At 52.2% G+C, this 18,484-nt stretch carries 9 protein-coding genes; 8 read left to right on the forward strand and 1 reads right to left on the reverse strand.

Annotated elements, in window-relative coordinates; genetic code table 11:
- The first annotated feature begins 1 nt into the window (after position 1).
- The 5 genes from BLR09_RS01660 to BLR09_RS01680 all read left to right on the forward strand — a co-directional run bounded on the left by BLR09_RS01660 (position 2) and on the right by BLR09_RS01680 (position 12,963).
- Positions 2 to 4,144, forward strand: a complete 4,143-nt coding sequence (locus BLR09_RS01660; RefSeq protein ID WP_176785404.1) for a hybrid sensor histidine kinase/response regulator transcription factor — start codon at positions 2 to 4, stop codon at positions 4,142 to 4,144.
- A gap of 295 nt (positions 4,145 to 4,439) precedes the next feature.
- Positions 4,440 to 7,577, forward strand: coding sequence for a SusC/RagA family TonB-linked outer membrane protein (locus tag BLR09_RS01665; protein ID WP_245689852.1), 3,138 nt, complete (start codon positions 4,440 to 4,442; stop codon positions 7,575 to 7,577).
- A 50-nt stretch (positions 7,578 to 7,627) separates the two neighbouring features.
- Positions 7,628 to 9,214, forward strand: a complete 1,587-nt coding sequence (locus BLR09_RS01670) for a RagB/SusD family nutrient uptake outer membrane protein (RefSeq protein WP_093196860.1) — start codon at positions 7,628 to 7,630, stop codon at positions 9,212 to 9,214.
- Between the two features lie 12 nt (positions 9,215 to 9,226).
- Complete coding sequence (locus BLR09_RS01675; RefSeq protein WP_093196862.1) at positions 9,227 to 9,904, forward strand: hypothetical protein; 678 nt, start codon at positions 9,227 to 9,229, stop codon at positions 9,902 to 9,904.
- A gap of 191 nt (positions 9,905 to 10,095) precedes the next feature.
- The gene (locus BLR09_RS01680; protein ID WP_176785405.1) at positions 10,096 to 12,963 is read left to right on the forward strand and encodes an RICIN domain-containing protein; all 2,868 of its coding nucleotides are present in this window, start codon (positions 10,096 to 10,098) and stop codon (positions 12,961 to 12,963) included.
- A 114-nt stretch (positions 12,964 to 13,077) separates the two neighbouring features.
- Here BLR09_RS01680 and BLR09_RS01685 read toward each other — a convergent pair whose 3' ends face one another.
- Positions 13,078 to 15,108: a glycoside hydrolase family 2 protein gene (locus BLR09_RS01685; RefSeq protein WP_093196866.1), complete on the reverse strand. Its 2,031-nt coding sequence runs from the start codon at positions 15,106 to 15,108 to the stop codon at positions 13,078 to 13,080.
- A gap of 731 nt (positions 15,109 to 15,839) precedes the next feature.
- Between BLR09_RS01685 and BLR09_RS01690 the strand changes: the two genes are divergently transcribed.
- The 3 genes from BLR09_RS01690 (at position 15,840) to BLR09_RS25640 (ending at position 18,425) form a co-directional block, all read left to right on the forward strand.
- Positions 15,840 to 17,120: a hypothetical protein gene (locus BLR09_RS01690; RefSeq protein WP_143010987.1), complete on the forward strand. Its 1,281-nt coding sequence runs from the start codon at positions 15,840 to 15,842 to the stop codon at positions 17,118 to 17,120.
- Positions 17,121 to 17,259: 139 nt separating this feature from the next.
- Positions 17,260 to 18,120, forward strand: a complete 861-nt coding sequence (locus BLR09_RS01695) for an AraC family transcriptional regulator (RefSeq protein WP_176785406.1) — start codon at positions 17,260 to 17,262, stop codon at positions 18,118 to 18,120.
- 77 nt (positions 18,121 to 18,197) lie between these two features.
- Complete coding sequence (locus BLR09_RS25640; protein ID WP_093196872.1) at positions 18,198 to 18,425, forward strand: hypothetical protein; 228 nt, start codon at positions 18,198 to 18,200, stop codon at positions 18,423 to 18,425.
- Positions 18,426 to 18,484: the final 59 nt, after the last annotated feature.

An 18,484-nucleotide genomic window follows, 5' to 3' on the forward strand; every position in this document is an offset into this window, starting at 1 on the left:
GGTGAAACGACTATGTCTATTGAAGAATAATGCGCTGGCAATAGCGCTCCTGTTTATCTATGCCTCCTTTCCGGCAGTCGGGCAGCAGCGGCGGTTTGTCCACATCGATACCCGCCTGGGTCTTTCCCATTCGCATACCAAGGCCATATACCGTGACGACGCCGGGTTTCTATGGGTCGGTACGGAATCGGGACTTAACCGGTTTGACGGCTACACGATCAAGGTGTTCCGGAACGACGCGTCGGATGAGACCTCGCTCCCTGACGATGACATTGCCGGATTATTCAAAATGCCAGGCGGGAAAATGGGCGTCATGACCAGCCGGGGCCCCTGTGTTTATGACCCTGCAACAGAAACCTTCTCGCGCCCTTCACAAGGTTTTCAGGCATATTCCATTCCTAAACCGTCCGCACTGACGGCCATCGTAGCAGACGATAAGGGCAATTACTGGTTTATCCTCCACCACGAAGGACTGATTTGCTACAACGAGAAAAGCAAAAAGGCCTTTTCGATTAAACATACCGATCATGACCCCGCTTCTGTAGCCAGCAATGACATTACCTCCATCGCCCCGCACCCCGACGGCACCTACTGGCTGGCGCATTCGAATGGCCTGGTAGAAAACATCGTTCCGGGAGAGCAAGGCACGAAAGTGGTGAAACGGATCAACTTTTTCGGAGACCGGAAGGTCCGCAAAGAGGACGAGTTGCATTGCGAACTGGCGCTGGATGGCGACGGAGATATCTGGGTATATCCGTCCAATTTAGATATGGGGGTTGCATACTGGGACAGGCGGCTCGGCAAAGTACAGTATTTCGGAAAGACCTTCGGCACCCCGCGTCTTGGCTCCAGCATGATCACCGGCGTTGTCGCGGATGCGGATGGCACTATCTGGATATCCAATGGTCAGACAGGCATTGATGTATTCAATAAAAAAACCAGAACCATTGCCGGCATACATCATGCATCGGACGACGAGAACGGGCTGAGCCATAATTCCGTTACGAAATTGCTCAGAGATAGCGAAGGGGTCATGTGGGTAGGCACCTATAAAAACGGATTGGATTATTTTCACAAGGACAGCAAGCGATTTCCGCTCATTAGCCGGCATACAAAACCCTATGGTCTGCCTTTCGAAGATATCAATGCCTTTGTCGAGGACGCAAAAGGCAACCTGTGGCTTGGCACCAATGGGGGAGGACTAATCTATTTTGAAAGGAAGACTGGAAAATTCACGAGTTACCGGCACAATCCCCGGGATTCGCGGTCAGTAAGCAGCGATGTCATTGTGAGTTTGTGCCTGGATCATCAAAACCGATTATGGATCGGAACATTTCTGGGCGGCTTAACCTGCTTCGACGGCCGGCAATTTATCCGCTATCAGCATGATTTGGCCAGGCCCGGGAGCCTTCCCGGCAGGAGCGTTTGGGAGATATTCGAGGACTCGCAGAAACGCCTCTGGATCGGGACCCTGGATGCCGGCCTGTGTCTCTTTGACCGGACAAAAAATACCTTCAAACGGTATACGCATCCCAACCAGAAAGCACTTTACTCTCCCTATGTTCCAACCATTTTTGAAGATTCGGAGGGAAACATGTGGTTTGGAACGTCGACCGGGATCGATGTACTGAAAAAAGCATCGGGCGCGCTGGTTCATTTTGAAACAGAAAAAGGAAATCCGGCCTCCCTTGTCAGCAATGATATCTTTGGCATAGTACAGGATGTCAAAGGACGAATATGGATCGGATCCCGGGGAGGGCTCAGCTTATGGGTACCTGAAACCAATACATTCGTCAACTTCGGCGAAAAACACGGCCTTCCCCACAACGCCGTTGTATCGATGCTGGAAGATCGGGAGGGCCGCCTCTGGCTGGGAACGCCGAACGGACTGTCTTGCGCAACAATTTCAGACGGAAAAACAGCACCGCAGGTACGCTTCAGAAATTATTCGGAGGCAGACGGGTTGCAGGGCAGGCAGTTTACCGAAGACGCTGCGCTGAGAACACGTGACGGCGAGCTGATTTTTGGCGGAGTCAACGGATTCAACCTGTTCAAACCGCAGTACCTGGGGAGAAACACGATGGTACCCCGGCTGGCATTCACCGACTTTCAGCTGTTTAACCGAAGTATCCGTCCCGGATCTCTGGTGGGCGGAAGGCGCATCCTGACGTCCTCCATTACGACAAATCCTTCTCTTGTATTGCGGGCGAGCGACAACGTCTTTTCCATAGAATTTGCCGCGCTGAACTTCATTCAGGCCGGGAAGAGCCAATACAAGTATAAACTGGAAGGTTTTAACAAAGACTGGCTTCCTGCGGACGCCGGTAACCGGAAAGTGACGTTTACAAACCTCGACGCCGGCGACTACGTCTTCCGCGTTATTGCCTCCAATAACGACGGGCTATGGAATAGCGAAGGAATATCGCTTAACATCCGGGTGCTTCCGCCTTTCTGGCGCTCGCCGGTTGCCTATGTGTTGTACGCAGTAGCGCTGGTGCTGCTTGTTCTTGCAGCGATACGGCTTATTCAGGACCGGGAAAGGATGAAGTTCGCGATTATACAGACGCGCGAGGAAGTACGGCGTTCGCAGGAGCTGGATATGCTGAAAACAAAGTTTTTCACCAACGTAAGTCATGAATTACGCACGCCGCTTTCCCTGATTCTCGCCCCGGTTGAAACGCTTTCCGAAAAAACCACGGACGACCAGGACCGGAAACAGTTTGACCTCATTCAAAGAAACGCCCGCAGGCTATTGAACATGGTTAATCAGCTCCTGGATTTCAGAAAGCTGGAAGTGAATGCGATCCGGTTTCAACCTGCCGACGGCGATCTCATCTCCTTCGTTAAAAATGCCGTCCTGTCCTTTTCAGATCTTTCCGAAAAGAAGGAAATCCGGCTCTTTTTTCATTCAAACGTTGCAACGTTTACTACTCTTTTTGATCAGGACAAACTCGAAAAAATCTTGTTTAACCTGCTTTCAAACGCCATTAAGTTTACGCTCGGACCGGGCGAAGTAACCGTAACGGTCGACATTCGGGAAGACGGCGAAAGCAGTATCGCCGACATCAGCGTCAAAGACACAGGTATCGGGATACCGCCTGAAAAGCATGAGCTGATTTTTGAACGGTATTTCCAGAGCGATCTGCCAAACACGATTATCAACCAGGGAAGCGGAATAGGGCTTTCCATTACGAAAGAATTCGTCCGGATCCACGGCGGGGCCATTCGTGTCGAGAGCGAACCCGGAAAGGGGAGTTGTTTTGTCGTGGAACTGCCGTTGAAGAAACCGGCCGGTACGGTTGCGCACGAGGGGATAAGCGAGCCGGTTAAGCCTGTTGCATCAGGCCACACCGTCCGGCCGGAGCCACAACAGGCCGGCAAGCCGCTCATTTTGATCGTGGAGGACAATGAGGATTTCAGGTTTTACCTCAAGGATAACCTGAAGGTGTCCTATACCGTGATGGAAGCCGGCACAGGGGAAGAAGGCTGGGAAAAAGCGATCGCGCAACGTCCCGCGCTGATCGTGACAGACATCATGATGCCCGGTTTGAATGGTCTGGATTTTTGCAAAATGATAAAAAACGACCAGCGCGTGTGTCATACGCCGGTCATTTTACTCACGGCGCGGTCGGAAGACGAGCAGTTCCTGGAAGGCTTTCAGGCCGGGGCCGACGATTACATACCCAAGCCATTCAATTTTCAGATACTCGAATCAAGAATACGAAACCTGATTTCATCCCGGCAGACGCTCCGAAATCTGTTTTCCTCGCGTAACGGTATCAGCGCGAGCGAAATTGAAATAGCGCCTGCCGATCAGCAATTCCTTCAGCAAATGATCCAGGTGATTGAGCGGAATATATCCGACGCCGACTTTTCTGTGGTGGATCTTGCGCGTGAACTGGGTGTCGGCCGGTCGCAATTTTTCAAAAGAGTTCAGACGGTCACAGGCAGATCTCCCCTTGAAATAATCCGGGAGATCCGGCTGCAACATGCCGCGCAGCTACTCGAAAAAAGCAACCTCTCGGTATCGGAAATTGCCTACCGGGTTGGGTTCAACAATCCGAAATATTTCAGCCGCTATTTCAGGGAGCTATACCAGGTACTGCCTTCCGAGTATTCCGGCGGCAAGCGGCACGCCGGGTAAAAGATCCCTGGCAACAGGCAACGCTTCTTCTATCGACTTTTCACCGGATACTGCCGGCGGAGAGTCGTTTTTTTACTGTTTTTCTGCCGTTTAGTACCATTTTGGACTTTTCAGCCCCCTTATTCGGACTAATTCATACCCATCCATAGCCCAGGGGTATTCTACCTTTGGTGCAACAAATCCCTGTTATTGTTCTAGTATTTCGACGGCATGTGGCGCGCCTGCCCTGGGACTACTGTGATGGAAAGAATCCGATTCTGGTCGTACCATGTAACCTATTCAAGCAAAATCAATGATGGAAAAAATGTACAGAGGGTTCTGTATCTGGGCACTTGTTTTGTTTTCGTGTGGGATAGCCTGCGCGCAACGGCAGCAGGTGTCGGGGGTAGTGAAAAACGAAACCGGAAGCCCGATCCCCGGTGTGAATATTCTGTTGCAGGGAACGACACTGGGCGCCACAACAGATCTGGACGGGAAGTTTGTCATTCAGGCGAAGCCGGACGACGTCCTGAAGATTTCTTACGTCGGATACCTCTCCGAACAGGTTCCGGTGGGAAATAAGATCCGTTTCGAAATCACCCTGCAGCCCGATATCGCTACTCTTTCGGAAGTGGTTGTTATCGGATATGGTGAATCAAAAAGAAAAGATATTACCGGTTCGATATCCTCCGTGACAGGTGCAGAACTCCGCAAGACCAACCCCGTTACCCTCGACCAGGCCTTGCAGGGAAAAGTGGCAGGCATGGTGGTACAGCAGGTATCCGGGCAGCCCGGCGGAGGCGTTTCGGTACAAATCAGAGGAATATCTTCCTTCGGCTCGGGCGGGCCGCTCTATGTCATCGATGGTGTGATTATCGGCGGGTCAGCCAACACGACCGGTGGTATCAATCCGCTCGCTGCGATCAATCCGTCTGAAATTGAGTCTGTCGACGTTCTGAAAGACGCGTCAGCTACCGCCATCTACGGCTCTCAGGCGACGAACGGCGTAATCGTCGTAACAACAAAACGCGGCGCGGTGACGCCTCCGCGAATCTCCTACGACTTCTACACCGGTTTCCAGCAGCTGCCAAGGAGAATCCCGCTCATGAATTTGCGCGAATACGCAACGTTCATCAACGAACGGAATACCGGGCTGGGCTGGGGATTTGACACAAGGCCCGAATTTGCAAACGCCAGGTACCTGGGCACGGGGACGGACTGGCAAAAGGAGCTCTTCAGAAACGCACCGATGACGAACCACACGGTGACCATCAACGGTGGCGATGTAAAAACGCAATACCTGCTCTCCAGCTCCTATCTCAAACAGGAAGGGATTGCGCTGGGCTCTGATTTCAGAAGAATATCGGTCAGACTTAATCTGGATAACAAGACAACCAGCTGGTTGAAAATCGGAACCAGCCTGCAGCTTGCGAATATCCTGGAGAACGTTAACACGACGAGTTCAAACGTCATCAACTCGGCACTCAGTCAAACGCCGGACATTCCCCTGCGGAATTCAGACGGCAGCTGGGGCGGCGCGTATAACCCCAACGGTTGGGTAAACAGCACGATCAACCCGTATGCCGTGGCGACGATCAACAAAGACCGCATAAACCGGAATCAACTGTTTGGAAATGCCTATGCTGAAATTGCTTTCAGCAAATCGCTTACGCTGAGAAACGAGGTAACGGCAAGCGTCTCTCTCGCCACGGAAGACAAGTTTAACCCGAGCTATACGATGGGGCTTGTTGTCAACAACAGCAACAGTGCTTCCTACAATTACAGCCAGAGCGTCTACACAACCGTCAGAAACTACCTGACCTATTCGCGTCCGTTCGGCGATCAGCACAACGCCAACCTGATGGTGGGGCACGAGGCGCAGTTGAGCAAAGGCGAAAGTGTCGGGGCCGGCCGGACCAACTTCCCGTCCAACAATGTGCAGGTCATCAGCAGCGGCGACCCCACGTCAGCGACCAACTCCGGTTCGAAAACCCAGAATGCACAGGAGTCGTACTTTGGCCGGTTGAACCTCGGTCTGTTTGACAAATACCTCATAACCGGCAACATCCGCGCCGATGGTTCCTCCAGGTTCGCCGCGGGAAACCGCTGGGTAAGCACCTATTCGGCTGCCGTTGCCTGGAAAGCGCACAACGAATATTTTCTGAAAAATGTCAAAGATATCAACGAACTGAAGCTGCGGCTGGGCTATGGTTTGACCAATAATCAGAATGTAAGAGACTTCGCCTATACCTCGACGTTAGCTACCGTGGCGACGGGTTTGTCCGGTATCTCCCAACTAACTGAAAACATCGGCAACCCGTATGTGGAGTGGGAGAAAACGAAGTATGCCAATATCGGTCTGGACGCAGCCTTGTTCTCCTGGCGGGTTAACGTCTCCGTCGATTTTTACAACCGCAGAACGGACGGTCTCTTGATGCAGATTCCGTTGCCGTTTTACTCCGGTACAACCGTCGGCTGGTCTCCGGGTGCGTTGGACGCCCCCTATGTCAACATCGGAGTAATCAACAACAAGGGGTTTGACTTTAAGATCAGCACGACCAACATCCAGCGCAAGTCCTTTACCTGGAAGACCGATCTGACGGTATCACGCAATATCAACAATGTGCTGAAACTGAATACGGACGGCGCGTCGCTGGTGGGATGGCCGTATAGCCAGACCGTAGTAGGCAACTCTATCGGCCAGTTCTACGGATACAAGGCAGACGGCGTTTTTGCCAAAAAAGAGGATTTCGAAACGCATGCCCTCCCGACCAAGAATGGCGCACCCCTGCCCGTCGGCGCAGCTGCAGGAAGTATCTGGTACGGCGACCTTAAATTCAAGGACCTCAATGGCGACGGTGTGATCGATGAGCGTGACCAGACCTACCTCGGATCGCCCATTCCGAAGATTCAGTTCGGCCTGAACAATTCAATATCCTACAAAAAGTTTGATCTGAATGTATTCCTGACCGGGAACTACGGCAACAAGGTATTCAATCAAATGCGGATGACCGGCGAGTATCCGGGAACCAGCTTCGGATACCTGAAAGCGCTGAATAACTATGCGAAGCTCGCATTGATCGATCCCGATAAGCCGGCTACGGATATCAATAACGTGTACGTCGTCAATCCCGATACAAATATTCCCGGTATTCGAAATGACAACACAAACGGAAATAACCGGGCCTCTGATAAGTATGTGGAAGATGGGTCTTTTATCAGGGTTAAAACGATATCGCTTGGCTATACGCTTCCGGAAAGGCTGCTCGAAAAAGCACACATACATGCGCTGCGTGTTTACGTCAACGTCTCCAATGCGTTTCTGATTACCAACTACAAGGGTATGGACCCGGAAATCGGTTCATGGAACCCGTTGAATGCGGGATATGACAACGGTTTCTATCCCCAGCCACGGGTGTTCTCCGTTGGTGCAAGCCTGCAACTGACCAAATAGCCTCCGGGCCGCTGTTGCTTCTTATTCCTGTGAATCCAAAATACTGAGAAATGAAAATAAACAATAAACTGGCGATGGTCGTCGTCTTCGCCGGCGCGTTGATGGCCGGTTGCAGCAAAGGCTTTCTGGACCGTCCTCCTCTCTCCCAAATCAGCGCCGATAATTTTTACCAAACGACCAACGACCTCCGGCTGGCAACTGCCGCCCTTTACGGCGGCAAACCGTGGGCGGAATGGAACTACAACTGCTACCTGCCGATAGGTGAGGTTCTGAGCGGCAATATGGCCTTGAACTATTGGGGAGACGCGGTACAGTTGCATACCTTTTCCGTCAGCGGAAGCAATGAGATTATGATTGCCAACTGGAAGGCTATGTACAAGGTCATCGCGCATTGCAATGTCACCATTAAGGCCATTCAGGAAAAGGCGCCGGTCTCCATCCCGGAAAAAGACCGGAACGGAGCGATTGCCGAAGCGAAGTTCTTACGGGCCTTTTCATACTACAACCTGGCTTTGCTCTGGAAAGATGTTCCCATTATCGAAGACAATACAAAGCTGATCACCACGCCGCTGGTGTACCGCAATCCGGCCAATGACGTTTACCGGGTTGTTGTAAACGACCTGCTCTTTGCAGCGAAAAATCTTCCCGCCAGGGATGCCGCCGGAAGACTCACGACCTGGTCGGCGCAAGGGATGCTGGCCAAAGTGTACCTGACCTGGGCCGGGTTGGGGGCCAAGGGAAGCGGCCCCCGCAACCAGGCACTTCTTGACAGCGCGAAGTTGTATGCCGGCAACGTCTGCAAGCAAAGCGGACTATCGCTGCTGCCCAACTATGCGGATCTGTTCAAAACGCAGTTTAACGACAATCCCGAATCCCTCTTTGCCCTGCAATGGGCTGCAGGCGCCGGGTGGCTGGAAGGAAATATGCTGCAAATCTACTCGCCGGGAGGAGCCGAGATTTCGGCGGCCGGGCAGGCCGGGTGGTTCGCCATATCACCTACCTATGATTTGTATAAGCAATATGACAGGGGAGATTCGATCAGACGAAAGGCGACGTTCATGCTAAAAGGAGATTACTACCCGGAGCTGAATGCAGCCGGAGGAGGCTACCGGTTCACCGGAAACAACGGTCTGAAAAAGCACATCATTGGCACGAGAGTAGATAACAGTGCACCGACGATGACACTGACGTCTTCTACCGAACACAACGCATTGCTCAGGCTCGCCGAGGTGTACCTTATTTATGCGGAAGCGGTGATGGGGAACAATACGTCGACAACCCACGCGGATGCACTGCAATACTTCAATAAAGTCCGGACGAGAGCGGGCCTTGCGCCGGTGACGTCCCTCGATGCGGAGACTCTTTTCCGGGAAAGACGGCTTGAACTGGCAGCAGAAGGCCATTTTTGGGAAGACCTCGTCAGGCTTTCTTACTACGATGAAGCGAAGGCCATCAAGAAGCTGAATGAGCAGGAGCGTATTCTTTTTACGTACGATGACAAAGGCGTTGTGACAAAGGGAGAAGCGTTGGCCATCATCACACCTGCCAATACCACCACATTCAAATTTCCGATACCGTCGCCGGAAGTGACCGCCAATCCCAGACTACTCGACGCACCGGTGCCTTATCCGTTTTAAAAACCCTGAAAAATGAAAAAGATCAAACACACCCGCATGTGTTCGCTTCTGATTGGCTGCACGAGCGCTTTTTTGATCCTGCTGTCTGCATGTGAAAAAGAGAAAGTTGCCCCGCCTGTTATCTCGGAAATACGAAATTACGCGGCATCGCCGGCAGATACCGTGCTGCAAACCCTCGCAGTGGATCAATGGGTAGTCGTACTCGGACGGAACCTCGGAGACGTTTCACAGGTCTACTTCGGCACCAGGCCTGCTACCCTGAACCATACCTTGCTGACCGATCAAAGCATCGTGGTAAAAGTACCCGCTATCCCGTTCGATTCGGTAGCGACAAACAAGCTCAACACGGTTACAGTGGTGAACAGCAGCGGCTCGGCTTCCTACACCATCAACATCACCGGCCCGCCGATGATAACGCGTGTGAGAAACTACGCCGCACCGCCTGATGACACCGTTCTCAACACGATATCGCCGTCTCAGAAGATCAGTATCATCGGCTATAATCTCAAAAAAGCCACTGCAATAACATTCCAGGGAGTGGAGGCTGACCTGACCGGAGCGGTATATACCGATTCCAGTGTCGTTGTGAAGGTTCCGGACAGTTTTGCGGGCGCTGATCCGGCATTGGCTAACAAAATTACCTATACCACCTCCATCGGGACAGCCACTTTTTCGATACGGATTTTCTGATTTTTCTATCCACCCACGTAACCTGATTCGCTGCACACTGCGGTTCATCCGGATTGTTTTCTCATGCTCACTTAAACTACCCATGTAAAATGACCAGAACTTACCCACGGAATGCAGTTAACCGCGATGTGCTCACCCCAAACCAACCCTCGTCCGGGACATACCGGGAAATAAGCAAGCGGCATACGGACATGACTCAACCAAACAGCTCCGGCCGGAAAACCCAGTCCCTGGTGAGACTGGCCGTGTTGGTCAGCTGCTGGTTGACATGTCTGCTGCCGGTCAACGTATACGCACAAGCATATCAATGGAAAAATGTTCAGATCCACGGTGGGGGATTTGTGACCGGCATTATTTACAGTCCTACCGAGCAGAACCTGGTTTACGCCCGAACCGATATCGGCGGGGCTTATCGCTGGGATGCTGCCAACAAGGTCTGGATTCCTCTTTCGGATGGTTTTGCTTCGGGGGATGACTACGGCGTCGTGAGTATGGCGACGGATCCGTCCAACCCGAATCGGGTATACATGGCCACCGGTCTGTATACGCAATCCTGGGGAGGACCCGGGGCCCTTTATGCGTCCACAGACAAAGGAGCTACCTGGACCCGAAACAGCCTGTCCATCAAGCTGGGCGGCAACGAAAACGGACGCTCCGCCGGTGAGCGCCTGCAGGTAGACCCTAATCTGGGGAGTACGCTTTTCCTGGGTTCCAGTACGGACGGACTCTGGAAAAGTACCAACTATGGCGCTGCGTGGAGCAAAGTCAACAGTTTTCCGGTCAGCACCAGCCCGATTGGTTCCGGAGGCATTTCCTTTGTGCTTTTCGATAAAAGCAGCAGCACGTCCGGTACCGCTACGAAAACCATCTACGTCGGCGTACTGCAGACAGGTACCAATCTATACAAAAGCACGGACGGAGGAGCTACCTGGACAGCAGTATCCGGCCAGCCGACCAATCTGATGCCGCACCAGGCGGCGCTGGCTTCGAACGGTACGATTTACCTTTCCTACGCCGATGCCAGCGGTCCGAATAACGCCGGAGCCGGTGCCGTATGGAAACTCAACCCGGCCAATACTACCTGGACCAATGTATCCCCGTCTTCCGGACAGGGCGGCTATGGCGGAATTTCAGTAGATGCCCAGAACTCCAATCACCTGATCGTGAGTACGTTGGATCGTTGGTGGCCGCGGGATGAAGTATACCGCTCGGTCGACGGCGGCGCCAGCTGGACAGCTCTCCTGACGAATGCCGCCTGGGATCATTCCCTGGCTCCCTACGCGGCCGGTATGAATCCGCATTGGCTGGGAGACGTGGAAATCGATCCGTTTAACGCCGGTAATGCCTGGTTTGTAACCGGTTACGGCGTCTATAATTCCAATAACCTCGGCGCAAGCCCCACTACCTGGATTTTTCAGAACAAGGGTTTGGAAGAAACAGCGGCGCTTGAGCTGATCAGTCCCCCTTCCGGCGCCCCGCTTTTGAGCGCCCTGGGTGATATCGATGGTTTCAAGCACGACAACCTGGATGTGTCGCCGGCGGCAGGTCGCCTGTCTCCCCAATATGGCACGAGTATCAGTATCGATTTTGCACAAAGCGTACCGGGCTTTATGGCGCGTACCTATAATAATTCCGGCGGGAACTATGGCTCGTATTCTACAGATGGAGGCAGTACCTGGACCTCCTTTCCCAGCGTGCCCTCCGGCACAAGCGACGGCGGTAATATCGCTGTTTCGGCCGACGGTAACCGGATCGTATGGGCTCCCGAGGGCGCTTCAGCCTTGTATTATTCGACCAATCGCGGGACATCCTGGACTGCCTGTGGGAGCGTTCCAGCCAACCTGAAGCCCATATCCGATCGCGTGAATTCCCAGAAATTCTATGCCTATGACGCCGTGAACGGCAGGGTATGGGTCAGTACCAATGGCGGCGCTTCCTTTTCCATACAGGCAAGCGGGCTCCCGACTGTTCCGGATTACCTCGCCTGGCAAACCCGTATCCGCAGCGTTTTTGGCGTGGAAGGCGATATCTGGCTGGTCAACCCCAGCGGGGTGTATCGTTCCACCAACTCGGGGACCAGCTTTACCCAGTTAAGCAGCGCTGCGAATGCCACAGCAGTTTCATTCGGAAAAGCAGCTTCCGGAAAAACATACCCGGCCGTGTTCATAGCCGGCACGGTAAATGGTACGTATGGTATATACCGTTCGGATGACGCCGGCGCCGCCTGGACCCGGATCAACGACGCCCAGCACCAGTATGGCACGATTACGGTCATGACCGGTGATCCGCGCGTTTACGGTCGGGTATACTTTGGAGGAACCGGACGGGGCATTCTTTACGGAGATATCCCAAACGCTTCTTCGCTTGTTTCAGGAGCTACCTACCGGATTGTTGCCAGACACAGCAATCAACTGCTGGATGTGGTGAGTGCGTCAACAGCCGATGGCGCACAGGTGGATCAGTGGCCCGGCAACAGCGGCTCCAACCAGCAGTGGGTAGCTACCGGCGTTGGTAGCGGGTACTATACGTTCAAGGCGGTGCATAGCAGCAAAAACCTGGACATAAACGGCTTTTCTTCAGCTGATGGAGCCAAAGTGCAGCAATGGACTGCCGGCACGGGTACCAATCAGCAGTTTGAGCTGGTCGACAGGGGAGGGGGCTACTACCAGATTAAAGCACGTCACAGCGGTAAATGCCTCGACGTAGCAGACGCGTCGACGACCAATGGCGCGCTCGTTCAACAGGCAACCTGCAGCAATGGTACCAACCAGCAATTCCGGTTCGAACTGGTAAGCACGGCGGCGGCCAGTCTCGTATCCGGAAGATCGGCAGAGGAAGCCGGAAGTGTGATGGTCCATCCCAATCCTTCCTCACGGGTTTTCCAGGTCAAAGCCCCTTCTGACTTTACTTATGAAATCTATGACCTCGCCGGCCGCAGGCAGGAAAGCGGCAAAGGGGAAGACGGAAGCAATGTGGGCCGTACCCTCAAACCGGGGCTGTATGTACTGAAAGTTCAGACGGGAACGACAAGCAAAGTTGTCAGAGTAGTCAAGCAGTAAATGACCTCCGAAAGCGGCAGATTTGAAGCCTCCGGTGTCTCAACCGGAGGCTTTATTTTTACCGGCAACAGCAAGCCCTGATTCTCAGGCATTTCCACAGGCAATCTGTAGATTTCAATTAAGTTCAAAGTCATTCTGAATGGTGACGAAACCAGTAGGTTTCATCACAGACAGGCGTAGCCGTTTGTCGAACCCAGTAACCGGGATTTCTACCAGTTGGCTTTCCCCCGGGTTTAAGTCGGGCAATGCAATACTGGCATGATCTGTTTTCAAGGTATATCCTCTGAGCGTCCGGGTCGGGAAATCGCCGCGGCACGTTACTTTGATGATCAGCTTATGGATTCCTTCGTCGCCTGATTTGTAACTTACTTTTTCCAGAATAACGGGCGATAGCTCTTTCTGATAAACGGAATACGCCGGTCTGGGTGAACGGTCCGGATTCACAACACCCCAGGGGCGGAATCCGTTAACGTTGGTGCCGAAGAGTTTGCTCCGGAAGTCGTTAAAAGCCCACCACGACGCCCCGACCACATACGGACGTTTGCGGATTTCACTCATCACGTCACTGACATGCCGGGCCTGGCCGGCCTCGCCGCCTTTGCTATCCGCGCGCACGCCCCATTCGCTGACGAAGACAGGTTTGTCTGGATACAGCTTGTGAATGTGGTCGAGCGATTTGGCATGGCCGCCATACGTGTTGGTGGATATAAAATCAACATATTGACTGGCTTCGTCTTCGGGATTTGCAGGCATTGAATTCAGCAGCATGGTCGCGAACGTATACAGGCGGGTAGAATCGAGCGAACGCGCATAGGCTATCATATCCCTGGTCCAGCGCTGGCCGGAGGGCGTCGTCGAAAGGTATTCATTCCCGACACTGTAGGCAATCACGCTCGGATGGTTCCAGTCGCGCTCGGCCATCTCCCGAAATTGCGACCGGAATTTGACCCGCATCGAGTCATTATCCATTTGCCTGGGCGTCAGCTGCCAGTTGCCGGCTTCGGTGACGATCAGCATGCCGTAGCGGTCAGCCAGGTCGTAGAAATATTCGGAAGGCGTGTAATGCGTCAGGCGCTGAAACTCCATGCCCGCTTCCTTCATCAAACGGAAATCCTTTTCAACCAGCGAGTCGGGTTCGAGCGAACCCAGACCAGGGTAATCAATGACCCGGTTGCCACCGCCGGCTTTTATCGGTCTGCCATTCAGCAGGATCTGCCCGCCGCGGATCTCGATTTTCCGGATACCAAACGCCGAAACCAGCGTGTCCATACCGACTACCGTTTTGAGCTCGTACATAGCCGGCTGATCAATATCCCAGAGGTTCGTCTGTGCGGAAGTCAAAGAGGCTTCCGCTTCGATGACGCCCGTTTGGCCGGCGGGAATGCGTGCTGCTTTCGTCTTCCAGCGAAGACTTACCTGTTTTTTGTTTTGCCGGACAGTCAGCTCAATTTTGGGTGTTGCTGCTTCAGCTGATGCATTTCGAACCCTTATGCTGGCTCGTATGGCAGCGGTTCGTTTCACCAGATCAGGCTCCGTCTCGATCTTCACGTTTTCCGCGTAAACTTCCGGCTCCGCGGTCAGGTAAACCGGCCGGATAATTCCGCCATAGTTCATCCAGCCAACAAATGAATCGTTGATATTCCCGTTGTCTTTGATGCCCGGAATGGTATTCGTTTTCCAGGTATCATTATTAACCGCGACCACGAGCAGGTTGTTACCTTCCCGGAGGAGATCGGTTACATCGAAACGGAACGGGGTGTAGCCACCTTCGTGCTCGCCGGCTTTCAGGCCATTCAACCAGACGCTGGTTTTATAATAGGCACCATCGAAATGCAGGATTATCCGCTTACCTGGAGAAATTTTCCAGGGGAACGTTTTTCGGTACCAGGCCGTACCGGTATAAAATTCATAGCGCCGATCCGCTGAGAAACAATGCGGCACCGTCACTTTGTCCTGCCGCCCCTCCTGAGCAATACCATCGCGATACCATTGATTGGCGACGCCCAGCCCCGCCGGATCGAGAACGAACCACCATTCCCCGTGCAGCGGAATCGCATTCGGTTGACGGATACGATACTGCGCCGAAAGCGGCAAAATGATAAACAGGAGTACTATCGATACGACTAACCGGTATAAGCGCTTCATTACACGTTCTTGTTCTGTGTTGTATTCAACGAGATTTTCAAGCTGTCCGAGAACGCTCCTAATAAAGTGCGGTAATCGTCCGGCGTATCAGGCTTGCTTTTGTGAAAATGCGATGGGATACTGACACGTAAAGCTGTCTTCGCCGCAATAAATATAGGCAGCGAGGCCCCAGTCGCCGGTTACAGGTACTACCGGTAAGGCGTTGATTTTAAACAAAAAATACCGGTAACGATTGCGGAAACGTTACCGGTATATACTCGCATCGCCGAAAAGGAGACGGGTGTCAGAAAGGTCCCGGGCGAACCTCCGGAAATCATTGCCGAAAGACTTCGCAGGACTCGTTTTACTTTCATGCGCCGTTGCAGGCCTGTTGACGGGGTATTTTAGGGCAAACCGGCTCAGCAAGTATGGGTGCCGGGCAGCCATATCGGGCTGGGTATTCGTTGTGGCCGGGCTGGGCACAATCGGCATAACGCTGATAGCGATCAGCTATCAGACGCTTCGCGCAGCATCGGTAGCAATAGCAGATCCGTCGAAAGTCTGGAATCGGACCAGATGCCACTGATATCGTACTGCAGAAGAGTAGGAGCGGGTATAAATTGCGGGTCGATGAAACAGATACAGTCTTTTTGTTATTTAACATAACTTAAATTATGGAACATAGATGGATTATAATAATCATAGGTGGATTATAATAATCAGCGGAACGGCAAAAAACTAACCAGTTATCGATGTTGAAACGCCGGAAAAATCATATTTTCAGCATTTACGCGGTACTTGGAAGCCGCATCTGTCCGACGATATACACTATTACTTATTTCATCCCTATGTTTCGCCATCTACCGTTTTTTGTATTTCTGCTGATGCTCTCTACCGGATTCGCACAACAGCCCGATACGTTATGGACCCGATTGCTGAAAGAAAACACAACCACACTAAAACCCGGTCCCAACGGCTTTACGGGAAAAGGATGGGATCTGATTCAGAAAGGTATACAGCAAAATCAGTACGTATTAATTGGCGAAGACCATTTTATGACTGAGATCCCCTATTTCACTACGCAAGTACTGAAGGCTGCAAGCTTCAATACGTTTGCCCTTGAAGTAGACCCTTATGTTGCGCAGATACTCAACCAAAAACTGTCGCAACCCGATACGGCTTCACTCATGAAGTGGGCTCGTCAGACTGGAGCTGCTCTCTCGTTTTACGGGCTTCGGGAGGAATTTCAGATGTTACAGGCCGCCAATCGGACCGGTACTACGTTTATTGGTCTCGACCAAATTGCCATGATTTCTGATCCATTGTTGTACGAAGACCTTGCGGGAACTGCCACTCGTGCCATTTCCCGCAAACAATATGCTGCTATGGCAGAACGGGCCAAGGCCGCCGCTGACAAGTTCACGGCAGACATGAGTCAGCCAACATACATGCGAAGTGCTGCCTTCTCCCAGGACTTAGCGGAACTGGAAAAAGAGCCGCTCTCAGCCCGTGAAAAAGAAATTCTGGATGCCATAAAATTATCGGCGCGTATTTACAAAACCGAGAGTCATGCCCTGCGGGTACAACTCATGAAGCACCAGCTGATGATGGCCTATGAGTCGGCAATCAAAAACAAAAAAGTACTGGTTAAAATGGGCGCCATGCACTGCGCCCGGGGGGAGAGCTATTTACGCGGTTACGACTGTGGGAACCTGCTCAGCAATCTGGCTGACAGCGAATACAAAACGTCCTTTCACATCGCTATTTTTGGCAAGGATGGCGTGCAGGGAAGTCCCTTCAAAGGGCTGCCGGCTCAAAAACTCGATCCGTATAACGGCGACCTGAAGTTCATAAAGCCTTTTTTCGACGTCACTCCCGCAGAGGAATGGGCCGTATTCAACTTACTGCCGGTACGTAGGGCGCTCCAAAGTCAAAAGCTCAAAATTGATGATATTGACCTTAGACGGACCATTCTGGGGTACGATGTGCTGGTGATCTTTCCGAGGGCGCATCCATCGCATTCCATAAATTGAAGATCAACATTCACAAACGGATCATTGGCTCTTAACGCTAATGGTTGATACTTGAACCAACACGACCTTTCGAAGGCAATGAGTCCGGAGCGAAAGTCTTTGAAACAGGTTATCTTTGGCAATACTATCACAGATGCTCATGGCCAGTACTATTCCTGTGCGGCATATCTCTTCCAATGCGGTCGGTTCAGAGGCTTCGCCTCGTTTGGTGGTCAGAAGCCTGAGGGAACGGCTTGGCGGGCAGGATCTGGTTCAGCCGCTGCACAGGCATAGTTTCTATTTTATCCTGATTGTTGAAAAAGGATCCGGCGAGCATAACATCGATTTTATCCCGTATGCTGTTGTCGATGGCAGCGTGTTTATCGTGCGGCCAGGCCAGGTGCATACATTAACATTAGCCAAAGACACGGAAGGCTTTTTGGTTCGGCTCCCCGGCGACTTTTACACCCGATTGGATAGCCATACCAGACAAACAGTTAGAAAAGCCTGTAGAAACAATTGTTACAACCCCTCGATTGAAAGCCTTGCCAGGATTACTTCTTTCATGACGGCTGCCCGCAGGGAGATTGCCGATCAAAACTTCGGATACGAGCAGGCAATTCACCATTTTCTTCAGTTGGTTTTCATCGAATTGCTGCGCCAGAATAAGGATGCAATCACGGGCGGCACTATTACGTATAGTCAGGAGCGACTGGAAGCATTTCAGGATCTGATTGCCGATCATTTCACCGATCAGAAGCAGGCTGGCTGGTATGCCCGTCAATTAAATCTTTCCGCCTATCAATTGAATGCGATCACCAAAGCGTCACTCGAAATAACCAGCTCTGCAGTGATCAATGAATATATTGTACTGGAAGCCAAACGACAACTATTGGCCACATCCGATCAGGTCACTCAAATCTCCTGGCATCTGGGTTACCAGGACGTATCCTACTTTATCCGCTTCTTCAAAAAGCATACAGGATACGCTCCGGAAGCATTCAGGATAAAATACAGATAAGTACCGGAGTCCTTCATTTTTGTCCTATCCAACAGGAAGAGCGGTCTGTAGCTTTGCACCATCAAAAAGCGAAGCACATGAAAACAGCTGCAAGTATTGTTCCCGTAGACATCGGTGGGATATTGGCTACTGCTATCTGGTCGGGGATCCCGAAACCGGCGAATATCCTTTCACTTGGATTGCAGTTGGCGCGCTGCCGGATAATCAGCTATCCGGGTATTTCTTTGGCCTTTCTCCTCCTTTTCTTTCCGGAAGAACCCGGCCCGAAAGTCCAGCTATTTCCGGGGGTATTGCGTTGGGTCTGACAGTTTACGAATCCGTGTTTTCCTTATTCAGTCTATGCCGGCTTCGCATTCCCCGGCAA

It is taken from the genome of Siphonobacter aquaeclarae, assembly GCF_900103285.1.
In the GTDB taxonomy this organism is placed as follows: Bacteria; Bacteroidota; Bacteroidia; order Cytophagales; family Spirosomataceae; genus Siphonobacter; species Siphonobacter aquaeclarae.